Raw genomic sequence first — 16,189 nt, forward strand, 5'->3', positions numbered from 1 at the left:
ACAGATGGCGTTCACGAATTGTTACGACGACACGACTCGTGCGGAAGCGTATGCCAGCCTGGAATTCGCTAACACGTACTACCTCGCTTTTCGCGATCTCCCGGCAATTTTCTCCGAACATGTTTCCGGCAAACGGGCGCTGGATTTCGGCTGCGGAACCGGGCGCTCTACACGTTTCCTGCGGCGACTAGGCTTCCAGGTGATAGGCGTGGACATTGCGCCCAAAATGATCGCTAAAGCGCGGGAACTCGACAAAGTTGGAGATTACCGCGTCGTAGAGAATGACGACCTTAGCGCCCTGCAAGCCGCAGCGTTCGATTTAGTACTCTCCGCCTTTACCTTCGACAACATTCCCGGTTGGCAGACCAAGGTGCGCTTGTTCGGTAATTTAGGCGCGCTATTAGACACGCGAGGAAAGGTCGTGAACATTGTGTCCACGCCGGAAATCTACGTCCATGAATGGGCTTCATTTTCGACGAAAGACTATCCTGAAAATCTAAAGGCGGAAACCGGAGATGTGGTGCGCATTATCACCACTGAGTTTGCAGACCGGCGTCCCGCGGAAGATGTCTTATGGACTCATGAGGCTTACGACAAGGTGTACTCGCAGGCAGGCCTGGAAATCGTTGCCCATTACAAGCCGCTGGCAACCGGTAAGGAGCCATATCACTGGGTCAACGAAACCGTGATCGCCCCCTGGGCAATCTATGTTCTGGGAATCAGCCCTCCAAGCGCCGAGTGATGGAATTTGCATCCCCAGCGTAGGCCGAACCTAGGGTGTGCGCATCAAGAGAGATAACCTCGTCCCCGTGAGAAATCGGCCTATTATTCTAGGAGCATCTATTCGCCGTAAGCATGGGAGTGAATCGGTAGTGCTCTTACTGTGGCTGCCAGTTCGGTTATCTCGTCTGAACCATCAATTTCCAGCAGTGACGCAGCCGGGAAGCTTGCAGCGAAATTTGCAAAGCTACCCGTGCCACGGCTGAGGGCGTTCTGAATAAAGGCTGAAGGATAAAAATGAAGATGATTGCAAAAATTGCGCTGAAAGTCGGTGGGATCGCACTGCTCGCATTGATGGCTTGGAACGCGTGGCTTGGTGTCAAACATCTGAAAGACACGCAAAACACGGTGGCAGTTACAAAGGAAGGCTTCGCGATCCAGGCCGGCATCGCCGCTGTCCTTCAAGATCTTACTGATATGGAAACGGGCCAGCGAGGATTTCTGCTGACCGGCGATCCATCGTACCTGCAGCCGTACAACGACGCGAAAGGCAGGGTCGGAACCGATTTTTCTGACCTGCGAAAGATGTTAGCCAACAAAGAAGACCACGCAAGCTCCCTGCTTTCACAGATCGAGTCGCTGACTAATGCGAAACAAGCGGAGATGCAACGTACGATTGATTTGCGAGAACGCGGTTACCGCCACCGCGCCTTCATGTTGGTGAGCTCAAACGAGGGAATGGGGTACATGGACAGCGCTCGCAAACTTCTGGTTTCGCTGGCAGCTCAAGAAACGAGCAGAGTTGTAAATTTCGACCAAGAGCGGACTGAGAAGCTGAAAAAGGCTTCGCGACAAACGATCGTAGTTAATTCCTGCCTGCTGCTGCTGACCGCGTGTTTGTTTGCACTTGCCCGCCGTCACGCCCGCGGGCTTGAGCGTGAAGCTGTTCAGAACAGGGAAGAACTCGCGGCGCGTGACCTGCGGCTCACAAGACTTACATCCGTCCTTTCCCATCAGGCGCGCTCTAAGACCTCCACCATCGAGGAGAACGCTCGCATGCTGCTGCAGACCTATGGAGGTTTTCTGCCGCGGCAGGGCCACCAGTGGGCTGAAGAGATCAAGGAAGCGTCCGCACAGATGGAGCGACTCCGGCAAGATCTGGTGGCCACTTCGGATGGCAAGAATGGCGATCAGGCAATTTTGGAATGCGTCGCCTGACTAGTTCGATCGAAGTCTCGCGAACCCGCAGCCAATCGGGCCGCTTTCTCAGGAAAGCGGCCTTTCCCTTTCGGTTAACTCGGGGCGTTTGACCTTCGGCTGCAACTGCGGAATAATTTTGAAGCATCATACTTAACTCCGCGCATGGGGCATAGCTTCAAAAATCGGGTTTCGGCGCGTCCCTTTCGGACGCTGCTGCTTTTCTTTCTGGTGGTCAGTGTTCTGAGCCTTGCGGCTCACGCCAAGCTTGGCCAGTATGAAAGAGCGTCCAGCCGGCAATCGATCTACGTCAAGAACATCAAGATCTCTACGGACCGGCAGAAACCTGTTTCCACTGAATCGATTTCTCCCTTGCTGAGCAGACCTGGATTGGCCGACTTAGCAGTCTTGCTGCCCGGGCCGGAGCCGCAAGCAGCTTCTCTGGATGAAGCGACGCCTTCGCCGTTTTCGGGCGCGTTGGCGCCCAATCTGTGGCGCCGTCCTCCCCCCAGCTACTGATCCGGTATCGCCGGCCGGTTCCGATTCCTTCTGGCAGAGCTTTTAGCTGAGCGCAATAATTCGAACTTATTGGTCACTCTGCCTGGATAAAAGGATTGGTTTATGGATCTTCTCAAAGGGGCAAGTGTATCTGCCCTCTTACTGGATTCCCTTCGTGAGCAGAGGAAAAAGAGAATGAAGCGGAGATTTCTGTTTGCTGTCGCCGTGCTCGTTGTCGTCGCCGGACTGGTTGCTTTTGCGCGATTTTCGGGCGGCCCCAAATCGAACCCAACTGACAATTTGGCGGCTGCTCCACGCGCGGCGGTAGCGATCGTCAAGCGCGGACCCGTATCCAATACGCTTTCCGTAGCTGGTGAATTCATCCCCTACCAGGACGTGGAAGTTCACGCCAAAGTAGCGGGCTATATCAAGCGCATCAACGTGGATATCGGCGACCGCGTCAAAGAAGGTCAGGTACTGGCAGTTCTGGAAGTCCCGGAGCTGGAAGCACAACTCGAAGGTGCGGACGCCGCCGTCCGTCACAGCCAACAAGAGATCCTTCGCGCCCAGAACGACGTAGCGCGTGTGGAAGCGGATCATGCCGCCCTCCATGCGGCCGCGAGGCGCCTCGAACAGGCTGCCAAAACCCGGCCCGGCTTGGTGGCGGAACAGGAACTCGAGGATGCACAGGCCAAAGATCGGGCTGCCGAAGCCCAGTTGGAAGCATCCAAGGCAGCACTGTCCGCTGCCCGGCAACAGCTTGACGTTTCCAAAGCCAACCGTACGCACATCTCCGCGCTCTCCGATTACTCGCGTCTCACCGCTCCCTTCAGTGGTGTCGTGACCTGGCGCTTCGCCGATACCGGGGCGCTGGTGCAAGCAGGCACCTCCAGCGAAAACTCCCAGCCGGTAGTGAAGCTCGCCGAGGTTGATGTGTTGCGGCTAAGGATTCCCGTCCCCGAATCGCTGGCGGGTCTGGTTCGCGAAGGCGCAAGTGCCGACGTGACGGTGCAAGCCACGGGCGAACATTTCACCGGCAAGGTCACGCGCTTTACGGATGCGCTCGACCGCTCCACTCGCACCATGCAAGTGGAGATCGATGTACCCAATCGCGATTACCGGCTTTCCCCGGGAATGTATGCAAATGTCGTCTTGCAGGTTCAGAACCATCCCGATGCCCTCAAGATCCCTGTACAGTCGCTCAACCGCGAGGACGGCAAGTCTGTAGTCCTGCTGGTGGATTCGCAAAATCGCATAGTCAGGCGCGAGATCAAGACGGGAATCGAGGATCCTTCGTCGGTGGAAGTGCTTTCCGGGTTGACGGAAGGGGATCGCGTAATCGTGGGCAATCTCGGCTCGTTTCAGCCAGGGCAAGTGGTCGTGCCCAAGGTCAGTGGTTTTGTAGGCGCACAGACAGCGGACGCGGCGGGAGGCGAACAGTAATGTCAGGATTTGCCATTCGCTACCCCTACTTCATCATCATGATCTGCCTGATCATCGCTGTGGTGGGTGTGTCCACGGTGGCGCGCATGCCGGTGGATTTGTTTCCCGATATCAATATCCCAGTCGTGGTCGTGGCAACTTTCTATTCCGGAATGCCGCCGGAGCAGATTGAAGCCAACATTACCAACCCTTTTGAACGATTCTTTACCCTGGGAAGCGGAATTGACCACATGGTATCGCGTTCGCTCACCGGTGTGAGCCTGATCAAGGTTTACTTCCAGCCGGGGACCGATCCCAACGCTGCGGTCAACACGATTTCAAACTTGGCAATGGCGCAGTTGCGTCGTCTGCCGCCTGGAACCCTTCCTCCTGTTGTGCTTAAGTTCGACGCCTCCAGCCTTCCAGTGTGCCTGATCACCTTGAAGGGTCAGGGGCTGAACGAAATTGATCTTCACGACCTGGGCCAGTTCACGGTTCGCAACCAGATTGCTAATGTGCCGGGCTCATCCGTGCCCCAGCCCTTCGGAGGAAAATATCGCCAGATCCAGGTTTACGTCGATCCGGTGAAGTTGGAAGCTCACCAGCTCAGCCTCATGGACGTGGTGCGCACCGTTAACGACTCAAACCTCATCCTGCCTGCGGGCGATGTGCGCATTGGCCCCAAAGACTTCAACATCTATACCAACAGCCAGCTTCCTACCACGGAGGAAATCGATCGCCTTCCTCTGAAGACCAAGGGCAACGGCCAGGTACTCGTAACTGACGTGGGCTATGCCAAGGATGCGGATGCCATCCAGACCAATATTGTTCGGGTGGACGGACAGCGCTCCGTGTATCTCCCCATCTTGAAGCAGGGCGGCAACAGCAACACCATTTCGATTGTGAATGGAATCAAGAAAGCGCTCGGCGACCTGGTGGACGTCCCCAAGACTCTGGTCACCAAAGTGGTTTTTGACCAGTCGGTTTTCGTGAAGACCGCAATCGAGAACCTGCTGCATGAGGGTGGAATCGGTCTAGTGCTGACGGCAGTGATGATTCTGATCTTCCTGGGCAGCACCCGTGCCACGCTCGCGGTCTTGTTGTCGATTCCGCTGTCCGCCCTGGCTGCCTTTCTGGCTATCAATGCTGGAGGCGGGTCTATCAACACCATGGTGCTGGGCGGTCTGGCGCTGGCTTTTTCCCGCTTGATCGATAACTCGGTGGTGGTTCTCGAGAATATCTTCCGCTATCTCGAGATGGGCGAGCGGCCGGAGATCGCAGCTGAAAAGGGCGGGCGCGAAGTGGCTCTGCCGGTGCTCGCAGCCACTATCACTACCGCGATTGTTTTCTTCCCCGTTGTTTTCCTCTACGGCGTCAGCCGATTCCTGTTCACGGCATTGGCACTGGCAGTCGTGCTTTCCCTGTTTGCTTCCTACATGGTTGCCATGACCGTGGTGCCGCTGTTCTGCGCCCGTTTCATACGGCTCCACGAGGCGGACAAAGGACAAGGCCACGACGTTCGCAAATCCTGGTTTGAACGACTTGTCCACGAATTCAACTCCCGCTACAACCGCATGCTCATGCGCTACGACATCGCGGTGCGCAAGAGCCTGATCCGCCCCGTAGCAACCATCCTCGGTGTGGTCGGGATTTTTGTTTTCAGTCTCGGTCTCTACCCGCTCCTGGGCGTGTCATTTTTTCCGCGGACCGATCCTGGACAATTCGTCATCAATATCAAGGCTCCCAGCGGAACACGTATCGAGCTCACCAATCAGTACATCAAGCGAGTGGAGCAGGATATCCGGCAAGTGGTGTCTCCGCAGGATTTGGGGATGATCGTTTCCAACATCGGTATTACGCCGGACTTTTCTGCCATTTACACGAGTAATTCCGCGCAGCACACCGCCTTCGTGCAAGTGAGCCTGAAGGAAGGCCACAAGATCGGCAGCTACGAATACATGAATCGCGTGCGCCGCAAGCTGGCTGACGATGTTCCCGAGCTGGCCACCTATTTCCAGTCCGGAGGGCTTGTGGACGCGGTGGTGAATCTTGGTCTACCTGCGCCCATCGACATCCAGGTAAGCGGCAACGATCTGAACGAAGCGTACAAAACCGCGTCGGAAATCGCTCAGAAGCTCCGCGGCGTGAAAGGGGTCAGTGACGTGCTGATTCCCCAGGACCTGGACTATCCCGGTATTCAACTCAACATCAACCGAGAAATGGCGGGACGCCTGGGACTCACCTCAAAAGAAGTTGTGAACAACGTCATCACCGCACTGACCTCCAATGCCATGATCGCGCCCAGCTACTGGGTCGATCCCAAGAGCGGTAACAACTACTTCCTGACGGTGCAATATCCCGAAACCCAAGTGAAATCGCTTATCGACCTCAAGCAGATCCCACTGCGTGCCGGCACTAATGTGAATCCCACGGATCTGGAAGCGGTCAGCGACGTGAAGGTCATCAATACTCCGACCGAAGTAGACCACTATCAGCTCCGCAGAGTTATCGATGTCTATGTGGCGCCCGCCTCGGAAGACCTCGGCGGTCTCGCAAACCGGGTAGAGAAGGTGGTAGCCGGGGTAAAGCCACCCGAGAATGTGCGGGTGACACTGCGAGGTTCGGTTGAGGGCATGCGGGCCTCATTCCGCAGCTTCGCGATCGGCTTATTGTTGTCCATCATTCTGGTCTATCTGGTGTTGATGGCGCAGTTCGCCTCGTTCGTCGATCCCTTCATCATTTTGCTGGCAATTCCGCCGGGCATTACCGGCGTGATTGTTTTCCTCTTTATTACCCGCACGACAATGAATGTGATGTCGCTGATGGGAGTCGTGATGATGACCGGCATCGTGGTGTCGAACAGCATTCTGATCGTCGAGTTTACCCGCGAACAGCGCAAACACGGTATGCCGATTCGCGAAGCCGTCGCAACTGCCTGCCGTATCCGCCTTCGCCCGGTCTTGATGACCTCCCTGGCTACCATCCTCGGTCTGATTCCGATGGCCTTGGCTTTAGGCGCAGGCAGCGAGCAGTATGCTCCACTGGCGCGCTCTATCATCGGCGGATTGACGGTTTCGGTGGTGATAACCGTATTCCTTGTACCTGCAGCCTATCTGCTGATTCATCGCAAGGAGGAGCCTTCGGCTCAACCGCAGGCATGATTCGACAATGGGGAATGAGAAGAACTGACTTCCTGCTGGTGATTGCCATGTTCTGCCATAGCGCATTTTGCGATGCCTGGGCACAATCTCCCGCTCCGCCACAGATTCCTGCTTCCGCTCCGGGACAGGTCCCAGCGCCCGCTCCTGCGCAAGCTCCTACACCACCTCCCGCACAGGTTCCACCCCCTCCCGGACAGATTCCGGCACCACAACGGCTGACCCTGCATGATGCCGAGGCCCTGGCGCTCAAAAACAATCCCCAAATCACCGTTGCTCGGCTCAATGCGCTCGCTTCCGAGCAGGTGGTTCGCCAGACGCGCGCTGGACTTCTGCCCACTGCGGTCGTCAACCTAACCGGCGTGGATGCGGAAGAAAACAGCCGCATCGCTGCCGGTGCATTGAACAATCCTGTTCTCTTCAGCCGCGCTGCTTCTGGAGCCTTTCTGTCCCAACTGATTACCGACTTCGGCCGCAGCACCAACCTGCTCTCCAGTTCGAAGCTGCGCGCCAAGGCCGAAGATCAAAACGCGCTGGCTACGGCGCAGCAGATTGGCCTTGCCGTAGACCAGGCGTTCTATCAGGTACTGCAGACAGCGGCATTGGTGAAGGTGGCAGCGCAGACAGTCTCGGAACGGCAGACTGTGGTAGACCGCGTCCAGGCGTTAACCCAGGCCAAACTCAAATCCGACTTGGATCTGAGTTTTGCCCAGGTCGATCTGGCCCAATCCAAGCTCCTCCTCCTGGAAGCGCAAAACAACTACAACTCCGCCCAGGCTGCGCTGTCGGCGATTCTTGGTTTCCCGTCGCTGCAGAATTTCGAACTAGTGGAGGAAGACACAGGTTTCCCTGCGCCCCCGCCCGATGTTAATAGCCTGATCGCCGAAGCATTGCAGAAGCGTCCCGATGTCGCTGCTCTGGCCTACGGCTACCAGGCATCACAGAAATTTTGGGATGCGGAGCGCGATCTCATGCGTCCTACGGTGAGCGCCTTGGCGACCATTGGCTCGGTCCCCTTTGATACTGGCAACGTACCTAGTTGGTGGGGCGGCGCCGGCGTGAATGTCAGTATTCCGGTATTCAATGGTTTCCTGTTCAATGCGCGCGCGCACGAGGCGGAATTGGCTTCGCAAGCCGACAACCAGAGGCTGCTGGATCTGCGCAACCGCGTCGCTCGCGATGTGCGCACCGCCTGGCTGGATTTGAACCGGACCTATAGCCAGCTCGACGTGACCCGCCAGTTACAGCAGCAAGCCGGGCTTGCTCTGGATCTGGCTCAAACTCGCTACGACCTCGGCCTGGGTTCCATCGTGGAGTTCAGCCAGGCCGAATTACAGAAGACCCAGGCCGATATCAGCAACACCAATGCTCGATATCAGTACCGCTACGCCCAGGCTCGACTGCGCTACGAACTGGGTGAGCACTGATCGGTCGCATTAGGAGAACCTTAACTCTCAAAGGAGGTATGAGAGATGAAATCGATCAGGATAGTTTCTCTTTGCCTGTTGCTCATGGCGATGGCGGCTGCGGCGGACACGATTCCCGCAGGCACCATCATTCCTGTCATGCTCTCGTCGACTATCGATACCGCACACAACAAGCCCGGTGACCGGATCGTCGCCAGAGTAATGCAGGACGTTCCACTCCCCTCCGGTTCACACATACCAGCTCGGTCGCGGGTTTTGGGCCAGGTGGTAGATGTCAATAACACCGGTGCAGCTTCGCGGGTGATTGTGAAATTTGATCGCGTGCTCATCAAGAAGAAGGAGATTCCGGTCGTCACTGATTTGCGCGCAATCGCTTCCATGGTGGCCGTCTATGACGCCCAGATTCCCACCAATCCAGCCCCGGACCGTGGCACCTCCGCCTATACCTGGACGACGCGGCAAGTGGGAGGCGATGTGGTTTACCGTGGTGGCGGGCCAGTGACATCCGGCAGCCTGGTGGTTGGCACACCTGCGAACGGCAATGGCGTGGTGGCTCAGTTGAGTACTCCCGATGGAGCCAAATGCCGTGGCTCTATAGAAGGTAGCGCGGACAAACAGGCCTTATGGGTGTTCTCGTCTTCGGCCTGCGGTGCCTACGGATTCGACGATCTGAAGATCGAGCATGCCGGACGGACCGCACCAATCGGAAAGCTTGTGCTGCAGTCTTCCCGGAAGGTACACGTTCCCGCTGGCAGCGGTTTGCTGTTGCGAGTAGTGAATCCTTAGCTTTCAAGACTGCGCTACGAACTGGGTGAGCACTGATCACAGAACTGCCAGATTGTTTTGAATTTGGATCGGGTAATCGGGAGATCGTGTGATCTAGCGACCGATTCTCTGCCGGAGTTCTGACCCGCGCTTCATTCTCGGAACTTCGTTCCTCTCGAGGCCGGGTCTTTGGCGGCAGCCAGAGTCAGTCGCCGGGGGTCTGCCACGTCCCGCACACGCCCGCCCTCGACATCGGCTAGCACCCCCTGAAGCCACTTGCGGTCGAGCCGATGCTGAAGCTCAAGGTGTTTGAGAAGATGAAGTGCACCGGTTGCGGGAGTTGACCCGAGTTGCTTCCGAATCCCGGCAATTTCTCGAATTGCCTGGGTCTCTCGCGAGATCCTCGCTCGCAGCAAGTCCGCGACCAGGGGCAGGTTGCTGAATTGCAGAAAAAGCATGGGGGCATAAAGAGTTTGGGCAACCGATCCCTCGGCGGCGAATTGCTCGTTCAGAAGTTGCTCAAATCGCCGCTTGCCACTGGCCAAGATTCCGTAAACCGTGCGCACACCCCCGCGGGCTACCCGCTCCCGTCGAACCGCTGTAATTAGCCCGTTTTTCTCCAGTTGTCTTATCGCGTAATACAGCGTACCGACGTCTACGTCCGTATAGCACTCGATCATGGCGTTTCTCAGCCGGCGCTTGATCTCATAAGGATGGAAATTGCCCCGGTGCAAAACACCAAGAATCAGTAGCTCAGCCTTCATAGTTGGAGTATACTAGTATAATTAAACTATAGGCCGCAAGAAGGGAAGGAGGAATTTGCTTATGAAACGGGCGATTTTCGCATTGCTTGCCGGGCTTGTGCTGTGGACGGTGGTTGCCACCCTACTCAACCTTGGGCTGCGAGCCGGCGTTCCAGGTTATGCCCTGGCTGAACCGACATTGACATTTACGCTTGGCATGAAGATCGCGCGCCTTATTCTCGGGGCTCTGGCGTCGCTGGCTGCCGGCGCTGTGGTGGGCCGGATAGTGCCGTCACGGACCAGGCTGCCGTGGGTGCTCGGCGCCATTATTCTGGCGGCGTTCATTCCCGCACATGTTCAACTGTGGGCAAAGTTCCCGGTCTGGTATCACCTTGTTTTTCTGGGAACTCTGGTACCGCTTGTGCTGCTCGGTGCGGCGCTTACTCGGGGCCAGAAACATCCGGCTGAGCGCGGGGGAAAAATTTCCGCCGGCATAGATCGTGCGCCAGTGTAGAAGCTATCTCACAATGAACCGGATGTTTGGACCGTGTGTCCCCAAGACCATAAGCCCTCGGAAAAGCAATCCCGGCATACGGTATTTTCTGTGCCGAAGCAGACGGCCAATTCAGCGCTAGCGAACCGCCTTAGCACGAAGGAGACCCGCGACGTCGTCGATTTTTTCGTCCAGCAGGTTCAATTTGCGGGCGAGGCCTTGAATTTCGCTCGCGGCGCGACGGTTCACATCGAAATCGAGTTCGCTGCGCAGGCGGTCTTTGGTGTCCTGGCGATTCTGGCTCATCATGATGACGGGCGCTTGAATCGCGGCAAGCATCGAAAGGAACAGGTTAAGCAGAATGAATGGGTAAGGATCCCAGGCCTTCCCGTGAAGCACAATATTGACCGTAGCGTAGATGATCATCACAGCGCAAAAAGCTCCAATAAACGTCCATGAGCCACCAAAGCGCGCAACGTTATCGGCAATCCGTTCGCCCGTGGTCGCCTCCTGTTCGATAATTTCGTTGGGGTTGCGGCTGGCCCGAATGCGCACCAGTTCTTGAGCGGCGTGGAACTGGCGGCCCAGGGTGGTGAGCAGGTCCATTCCCGCATGCGGCTTTCGCTCAAGAAGAATCGCGATATCCTCACGTGATACCTCCAGACAGGTGCTCTCTTCGAGCGCAATCGCGTTGGTCTGGTGCGGCGTCTGATCCAGCATGGAAGCAAAGCCAAAAAAGTCACCCTTGCCGGGCTCGTCGACGACAACCTCCTGATAATCCTCGTCAACCGTTGTGACACGGACCTTGCCGGAGAGCACCACGTAAGCCTGGCCACTCGGGTCACCTTTTTTGTACACACGCTCCCGCGGCGCGAAATTCTTGATCTCAACCTGCGCAGATAGAATCGCGGTCTCGTCGTCATCCAGCAAAGAAAACAGCGGAACACTTTTCAGCACTTCGGGTTGACAAGGCATCGCGTTCTCCTTTACGACAAGGATGCAAAATTGAGAAATCGTTCCGCCGTCAGGGTAAATGATTCGGACTGTGCGCGGAAGGACGCAACACGTCCCGGAAGTCCACGGAAAGACCGATCTGGCCGCCGATCCGAGGACTGGCGGCATATTTCCCAGCCGAGCAGTCCGAAGGTGAATGCCGCGCCAGGACGCAGCCTGACCGGCCGTCAGGGATTTGTGAGGTAGCTCCTGGGGTGAGGCACCCTGCCGGCATTGAGCGCCCTATCCATCTCGATGATGGCCGCCCACTGACCGCTGCTGGCTTCGGTCCACACAATGTGTCCTCCCAGAATTTGTGCCGCGGCGGCAGGCGGCAGGTCGCGGTGATAATCAAAATAGCGTTGCTGCAGCTTCTGCCAATAAGGAAGGCGCAGCAGGAATCCGTAAGGGGGCTCGTACTTGGTCGAGAAGACGAGCGCTGCTTCGTAATCCTGCGCGGCCTGACGGGCAAGCAATAGCTCCGCGTACGAAAAATTCTCGATGTGCACGACGGGGATCGGGTTTGAAACGTAGCCAAGATAGGGATGAGTGAGCTCGTCGGAAGCGGGCCAGGCGGTCAGGATCGGGCCCTTTCTGTAGTGCAGTTGCAGGTAGCTCCCGGCATTCTGATGCAGACGAACGTACTGGGCGTAGTCGAGATTATCTTCGGGAGCGAAGTGGTAGGGCGGGCTGGTCACCAGGCCGATCAGGAAGCCCAGAGAAACGACTCCTAGGAAAGCCTGCCACCAGGAAATGCGTCGCCAGATCGTAGAGACACAAATAATGATGACCAGCGGGTAGACGGGCAGAAGATAGCGGGCGAGCACCGCGCCGCCAATCAGAGAAAGCACCAGCAGGTACGCGATCAGGATCACGGCAAAGACAAGTTGGGTTGCGATGGCGATGCGCGGACGCTCGATGTGGCGGTCGCCATTGCCGCTGGCTCTTGCCGCTGCCTGCTCCACGTCGAGGATCGCCGGGCGGCGCATGGCCAGTGCCGTGGCAATAGTTAGCAGGAACATGTTGAGATAGCCGAGCAGCTGCCAGAGCCGTTCGAGAAGAGCCGCCAGGAACCGCACAGGATGAAGTGTGCCGGTGAGGTTGTAGCTCACGAACCCGGGATTTCCGAACACAAAGCCGATCTTGTGATAGTGATAAGCAAACCAGAGAGCGAGCGGCAGCAAGGGAAGCAGCAGCCAGAGGATGCGGATCAGGCTGGGCGGCAACAGACACAAGTCAACGGGGTGTGAAGAAGCCCGACTATCCTCGGCTTTGAAAGGCCTCGCCTTTAGCCGAGCCGCATCAGGTCCGTTTTTTATTGTCATCACGAGCTGGCGCAGCCAGCGAGGGATCTGCAACTCCTTCCTTTCCCCTAGCAGTGGACGCGAGCCGCGGTTTTGTAGCCATGGACGGGCCAGCTCCCAGACTGCCAGCGCAATCGGCGCGATGATGGCGGTTTCCTTCCCGAGGGCGGCCAGAGAGAAAAACAAGCACGCCTGCCAGCGCTGATCGTGCAGGTAGGAAGACAGCGCCCAGAGCGTGAATCCGGCTGCCGCAATATCGAGGTGAGCCAGCGAACTCTGCGCGAAGAACACCGGGTAGAGTGCGGTGCCGGCGGTGGAAGCGATTGCGACTTGCTGATTGGAAACCTGGCGAGCTAGGCGAAAGACACCCGCGAGGGTGAACGTGGATATAGCGAGCATTGCCAGTCGAGTGATCAAAGGTCGAAAGCCAAGGAACTTCCACCAGAGGGCGAGCCAGATCATTACCAGCGGCGGATGAGCGTTGGTCTGGGTTGAGTGAGGAATCAGCGAGCCGGAGAGCAGCAGGTCGCGGGCTGCGGGAATGTAATATCCGGCTTCATCCCAGAAGTAAGGCAGATTCAGGAGCGGCAGGTGAAGCAGAACCAGGCAGAGGAAAAGAGCTGCAGCCAGCGCAAGAGCCTGCGCTGGTGCGGTGAACTTGGCGGCAGGGCGAACGGAGCCGACGCCGGCGGGGAAGGCCAGGATCTTCGTTTCCCTGGGCATCAAAGCATATTAGTTGACCGGACCCACCGCGGCTAATCCGGGATCGAGCTTGATCTCGCCGAAGGTTTTTTCGTAGTTGGCCACGTTCTGTTGCAGGATGGTCATCAGGGCCTTGGCCTGCTGCGGGCTCAGGTAGATTCCTTGAAAATTGTGGATCTCGACTTCGTTTTCCACCTGCTGCTGCATGGTGCCGAAGACGAGAAAGAAATCCCAGACGTTCACGCGAACTTGCACGCTGTTGGCGTAGTTCTCGCGGTAGTTGGAGTCGTTAATGAGTTTGACGCCAGGCGGAGTCGGAAATGACATGCAGTGAGTGTAGCACCGGGGGCCTGACGGCCAGCATGGTTGGGCGGTGCTTACACGATTGTCATTTCTAGCATTGTCATCCCGAGCGACGCCCCCGTGCGTTTTTCCGACCCGCGTCTTGTGCGGGTCGCGGGCGTGGAGTCGAGGGATCTGCGTTTTCTCGTGATATCCAATATGGGCTTAGTGACACCTCGACTCGCCTCAATTCGAGCGGCTGAATTTGACCTTGACCGTGGTCTCGGTTTCGATGGGCACGCCGTTGAGCTTGAAGGGATCATAGCGCCACTGCTTAACCGCATCGATGGCGGCGTTAGCGAGAATCGGGTTGCCATTGACCGCGCGGACGCTTTTCACTGTGCCATCGGGAGCAACCACGGCGCTGAGAACGATTTCGCCTTCCAGCTTTCCGCCCCGTGCCATTGCCGGGTACGACGGCATGACTCTGTAGATCAAAGTGCCGCCTGTGACACCTTCAGAATGACGGACGGGCGACGACGGTTTCCCAGGCACGGTGGGCAACGCGAGAAAAACAACGTTGGTGGAATGACCAAGATTGCCCGCGATCAGTGGAGGTTCAGGCGCAGTGTGCGACTTGTCGGCTGTTGCCGAAGATGGCGCCTGAGTGGACTGACTTCGCCCTGCGCCCGATGAAGCCAGCACGGTTGTGGTGTCCTGCACCGTCGAAGCCGCTGAGGAGTCACTTTCGTGGCTTCTGGAGGCCGGTGTCCGGCTTATAAGAGCAGAAGGTTTTGGAGCCGATGGTTTCGCTTGCGACGCGGCAGTGCGAGAGTTGGGAGAGCCCTTCGCCGCATCTACGAGAACATCAGAAGTAGCCGGGGCCGGGGAAAGAGTAGCTGCCACGGGCGTGGGCTGGATCGACGCGCTCTGGCGCGATTCCATTGCCGGCGGTCGTTGCGCCGCTCTGCCGGAAAAAAGGAGCGCGCCTCCGATCACAACCAGCAGCGCCGCCGCGACGATCCAGCGTATCCCCCGCAGATCCCTGAGGCGGTGAAGCAGAGTGTCAAGCTGAAGGCGGAGGCCCCTGGGGCCAGGGAAGCTCTCAGCCGGTTCTGTAGTCTCCAGCATGCTGATGCGAGCCGGGGCATTATGTTGTTGGGAAGCGGCGGTGCCACCAAACGCGAGAAGGGAAGCGATTTCAGCCAACTCTTCCAGTTTGCTGATCTGGCCCGAGGAAAAGGCATGAGCGCGGGAGGAAGAAACCTCCAGAACGCCGCTGAAGTCCCGCCCGTCAGGTCCGGAGAACAGCGGCACCAGCACCGCGGAGCGAAGGTTCAATTGGCGGCAGACGGCGGGATCGAGGCGGGGATCATTGTGCGCATCTTCACAGCGAACGGTGTGGCATTCGCGGACACACTCGCCGGTCAATCCGGAATCCGGACGGATGGGAACGCCGACTTCCGGAGCATCGCCAAAACTGGCGCGGCAATAACAGGCCTGGCGTGGACCAAGAGCCAGAGCGGCGCCGCTGGCACTGGTGATTTCGGCGGCGCGATCCACGATGAGGGCGAGAGCGGAATCCAGATCGAGCTTGTGGGATTTGATCTGGTCCAGCAGGTCCAAGGCTTCGGGGTTAGCAACTGGGGGCATCTTCAATCAGCCACGATTCTGGGGGTCGGTCCGTTAGCGATCTCTCCCCTGCAAGTGGGGTGTGGCGCTAAGCTCAGCGCTCCGTTACCCGACGACACAGGAACGGAGGCGGGTTGAGGGCCCGCCTCCAGGTTAACGATCAGGCAGCTTTGCCCGCGGCAATTCTATGCGAGGTGGAGGTGTCAACACTGAAGTTTTGCACCACCGGTGTGGACTCCAGCAGCGGCCGGATCATTTCATTGATCGCAGGATACTGCTCACGATTGTAGCGCTCCGCATCTTCCTTGGTGTTCCAAAAGCTCATGGCCAGGACCAGGTGAGGTGAGGTTTCCCCCACAAGCACGGTCTCCTCAACGAATCCGGCCTGCTTACGCAAGATGGGAAGCACTTTCTGGTTGATAGTGGAAGTCAGTTCCCCCGTCTTGCCGGTTTTCGCATTGAGTTCGACGACTCGGGTAAACATAGAACCTCCTTTCGCAGGGCTTGCGAAGTGACGCCGTAACCAGTGATTGGTACCAGCCAACATAAGTGGTTTGAAAATGCGGGTCAATACCAGAAAGATGGTGCAATTTGAGTGCAGTTGCCGGCAGTGGGGTAACTAGGCCAGGAATCCGTCGCTCAGGGGGAAATTAATAAGATATTGAAGGCTTTCGCCATTAATTCGATCATGGAGTGGGATACGGATAGAACGCATGGGTCCGAAGTCAATACGACTGTTCCTGACAGCCTTGGTGTTACTGGGGGCAAGCTGCGGCTTGTTCGCGCAGGAGTCTCAGGTCAGCATGCGGGCGTTCGGCAATGTGAGGGTGAATGGCGAGCCCGCGGACAACGC

14 protein-coding genes are annotated in these 16,189 nt (G+C 57.4%); 8 read left to right on the forward strand and 6 right to left on the reverse strand.

All coding sequences use genetic code 11. The features are described from left to right. Nucleotides 1-4 precede the first annotated feature (4 nt). The 7 genes from VEG30_08770 (at nt 5) to VEG30_08800 (ending at nt 9,208) form a co-directional block, all read left to right on the forward strand. Complete coding sequence (locus tag VEG30_08770; GenBank protein HXZ80008.1) at nt 5-742, forward strand: class I SAM-dependent methyltransferase; 738 nt, start codon at nt 5-7, stop codon at nt 740-742. Between the two features lie 275 nt (nt 743-1,017). Beyond that, nucleotides 1,018-1,938, forward strand: a complete 921-nt coding sequence (locus VEG30_08775) for a CHASE3 domain-containing protein (protein HXZ80009.1) — start codon at nt 1,018-1,020, stop codon at nt 1,936-1,938. Between the two features lie 144 nt (nt 1,939-2,082). Then, the gene (locus tag VEG30_08780; GenBank protein HXZ80010.1) at nt 2,083-2,436 is read left to right on the forward strand and encodes a hypothetical protein; all 354 of its coding nucleotides are present in this window, start codon (nt 2,083-2,085) and stop codon (nt 2,434-2,436) included. Between the two features lie 174 nt (nt 2,437-2,610). Then, a complete protein-coding gene (locus VEG30_08785; GenBank protein HXZ80011.1) occupies nt 2,611-3,858 on the forward strand; it encodes an efflux RND transporter periplasmic adaptor subunit in 1,248 nt (415 codons plus the stop codon). Further along, on the forward strand, nt 3,858-6,998 hold the full coding sequence (locus tag VEG30_08790; GenBank protein HXZ80012.1) for an efflux RND transporter permease subunit: 3,141 nt from the start codon (nt 3,858-3,860) through the stop codon (nt 6,996-6,998). Before VEG30_08785 ends, VEG30_08790 begins: the two co-directional genes overlap by 1 nt. A 14-nt stretch (nt 6,999-7,012) precedes the next feature. Continuing rightward, entirely contained in the window at nt 7,013-8,422 is a 1,410-nt protein-coding gene (locus VEG30_08795; protein ID HXZ80013.1) for a TolC family protein, read from the forward strand. Nucleotides 8,423-8,467: 45 nt separating this feature from the next. Continuing rightward, nucleotides 8,468-9,208: a hypothetical protein gene (locus VEG30_08800; GenBank protein ID HXZ80014.1), complete on the forward strand. Its 741-nt coding sequence runs from the start codon at nt 8,468-8,470 to the stop codon at nt 9,206-9,208. Between the two features lie 131 nt (nt 9,209-9,339). Here the strand turns inward: VEG30_08800 and VEG30_08805 are convergent, their stop codons facing one another. Beyond that, entirely contained in the window at nt 9,340-9,951 is a 612-nt protein-coding gene (locus tag VEG30_08805) for a PadR family transcriptional regulator (protein ID HXZ80015.1), read from the reverse strand. A gap of 61 nt (nt 9,952-10,012) precedes the next feature. On the opposite strand from VEG30_08805, the gene VEG30_08810 reads away from it, so the two are divergent. Next, nucleotides 10,013-10,444: a hypothetical protein gene (locus VEG30_08810; GenBank protein HXZ80016.1), complete on the forward strand. Its 432-nt coding sequence runs from the start codon at nt 10,013-10,015 to the stop codon at nt 10,442-10,444. 117 nt (nt 10,445-10,561) lie between these two features. Here VEG30_08810 and VEG30_08815 read toward each other — a convergent pair whose 3' ends face one another. The 5 genes from VEG30_08815 to VEG30_08835 all read right to left on the reverse strand — a co-directional run bounded on the left by VEG30_08815 (nt 10,562) and on the right by VEG30_08835 (nt 15,820). Beyond that, nucleotides 10,562-11,398, reverse strand: coding sequence for a DUF1003 domain-containing protein (locus VEG30_08815; protein ID HXZ80017.1), 837 nt, complete (start codon nt 11,396-11,398; stop codon nt 10,562-10,564). Between the two features lie 206 nt (nt 11,399-11,604). Next, nucleotides 11,605-13,443 carry a glycosyltransferase family 39 protein gene (locus VEG30_08820; GenBank protein ID HXZ80018.1) on the reverse strand — a complete coding sequence of 613 codons (1,839 nt, stop codon included), beginning with the start codon at nt 13,441-13,443 and terminating at the stop codon, nt 11,605-11,607. A gap of 9 nt (nt 13,444-13,452) precedes the next feature. Continuing rightward, entirely contained in the window at nt 13,453-13,749 is a 297-nt protein-coding gene (locus VEG30_08825; protein HXZ80019.1) for a DUF3467 domain-containing protein, read from the reverse strand. Nucleotides 13,750-13,950: 201 nt separating this feature from the next. Next, nucleotides 13,951-15,357: a TonB family protein gene (locus VEG30_08830; protein HXZ80020.1), complete on the reverse strand. Its 1,407-nt coding sequence runs from the start codon at nt 15,355-15,357 to the stop codon at nt 13,951-13,953. A 139-nt stretch (nt 15,358-15,496) separates the two neighbouring features. Next, nucleotides 15,497-15,820, reverse strand: a complete 324-nt coding sequence (locus VEG30_08835) for an antibiotic biosynthesis monooxygenase (protein HXZ80021.1) — start codon at nt 15,818-15,820, stop codon at nt 15,497-15,499. Between the last annotated feature and the right edge of the window lie 369 nt (nt 15,821-16,189).

The sequence above is a fragment of the Terriglobales bacterium genome (assembly GCA_035624455.1).
Classification (GTDB): domain Bacteria; phylum Acidobacteriota; class Terriglobia; order Terriglobales; family Acidobacteriaceae; genus DASPRM01.

Coding starts and splice junctions, on each gene's coding strand:
- VEG30_08770 (HXZ80008.1), top strand. CDS start 5: ATGGCGTTCACGAATTGTTACGACGACACGACTCGTGCGGAAGCGTAT.
- VEG30_08780 (HXZ80010.1), top strand. CDS start 2,083: ATGGGGCATAGCTTCAAAAATCGGGTTTCGGCGCGTCCCTTTCGGACG.
- VEG30_08805 (HXZ80015.1), bottom strand. CDS start 9,951: ATGAAGGCTGAGCTACTGATTCTTGGTGTTTTGCACCGGGGCAATTTC.
- VEG30_08830 (HXZ80020.1), bottom strand. CDS start 15,357: ATGCCCCCAGTTGCTAACCCCGAAGCCTTGGACCTGCTGGACCAGATC.
- VEG30_08825 (HXZ80019.1), bottom strand. CDS start 13,749: ATGTCATTTCCGACTCCGCCTGGCGTCAAACTCATTAACGACTCCAAC.
- VEG30_08835 (HXZ80021.1), bottom strand. CDS start 15,820: ATGTTTACCCGAGTCGTCGAACTCAATGCGAAAACCGGCAAGACGGGG.
- VEG30_08795 (HXZ80013.1), top strand. CDS start 7,013: ATGAGAAGAACTGACTTCCTGCTGGTGATTGCCATGTTCTGCCATAGC.
- VEG30_08800 (HXZ80014.1), top strand. CDS start 8,468: ATGAAATCGATCAGGATAGTTTCTCTTTGCCTGTTGCTCATGGCGATG.
- VEG30_08775 (HXZ80009.1), top strand. CDS start 1,018: ATGAAGATGATTGCAAAAATTGCGCTGAAAGTCGGTGGGATCGCACTG.
- VEG30_08785 (HXZ80011.1), top strand. CDS start 2,611: ATGAAGCGGAGATTTCTGTTTGCTGTCGCCGTGCTCGTTGTCGTCGCC.
- VEG30_08815 (HXZ80017.1), bottom strand. CDS start 11,398: ATGCCTTGTCAACCCGAAGTGCTGAAAAGTGTTCCGCTGTTTTCTTTG.
- VEG30_08820 (HXZ80018.1), bottom strand. CDS start 13,443: ATGCCCAGGGAAACGAAGATCCTGGCCTTCCCCGCCGGCGTCGGCTCC.
- VEG30_08810 (HXZ80016.1), top strand. CDS start 10,013: ATGAAACGGGCGATTTTCGCATTGCTTGCCGGGCTTGTGCTGTGGACG.
- VEG30_08790 (HXZ80012.1), top strand. CDS start 3,858: ATGTCAGGATTTGCCATTCGCTACCCCTACTTCATCATCATGATCTGC.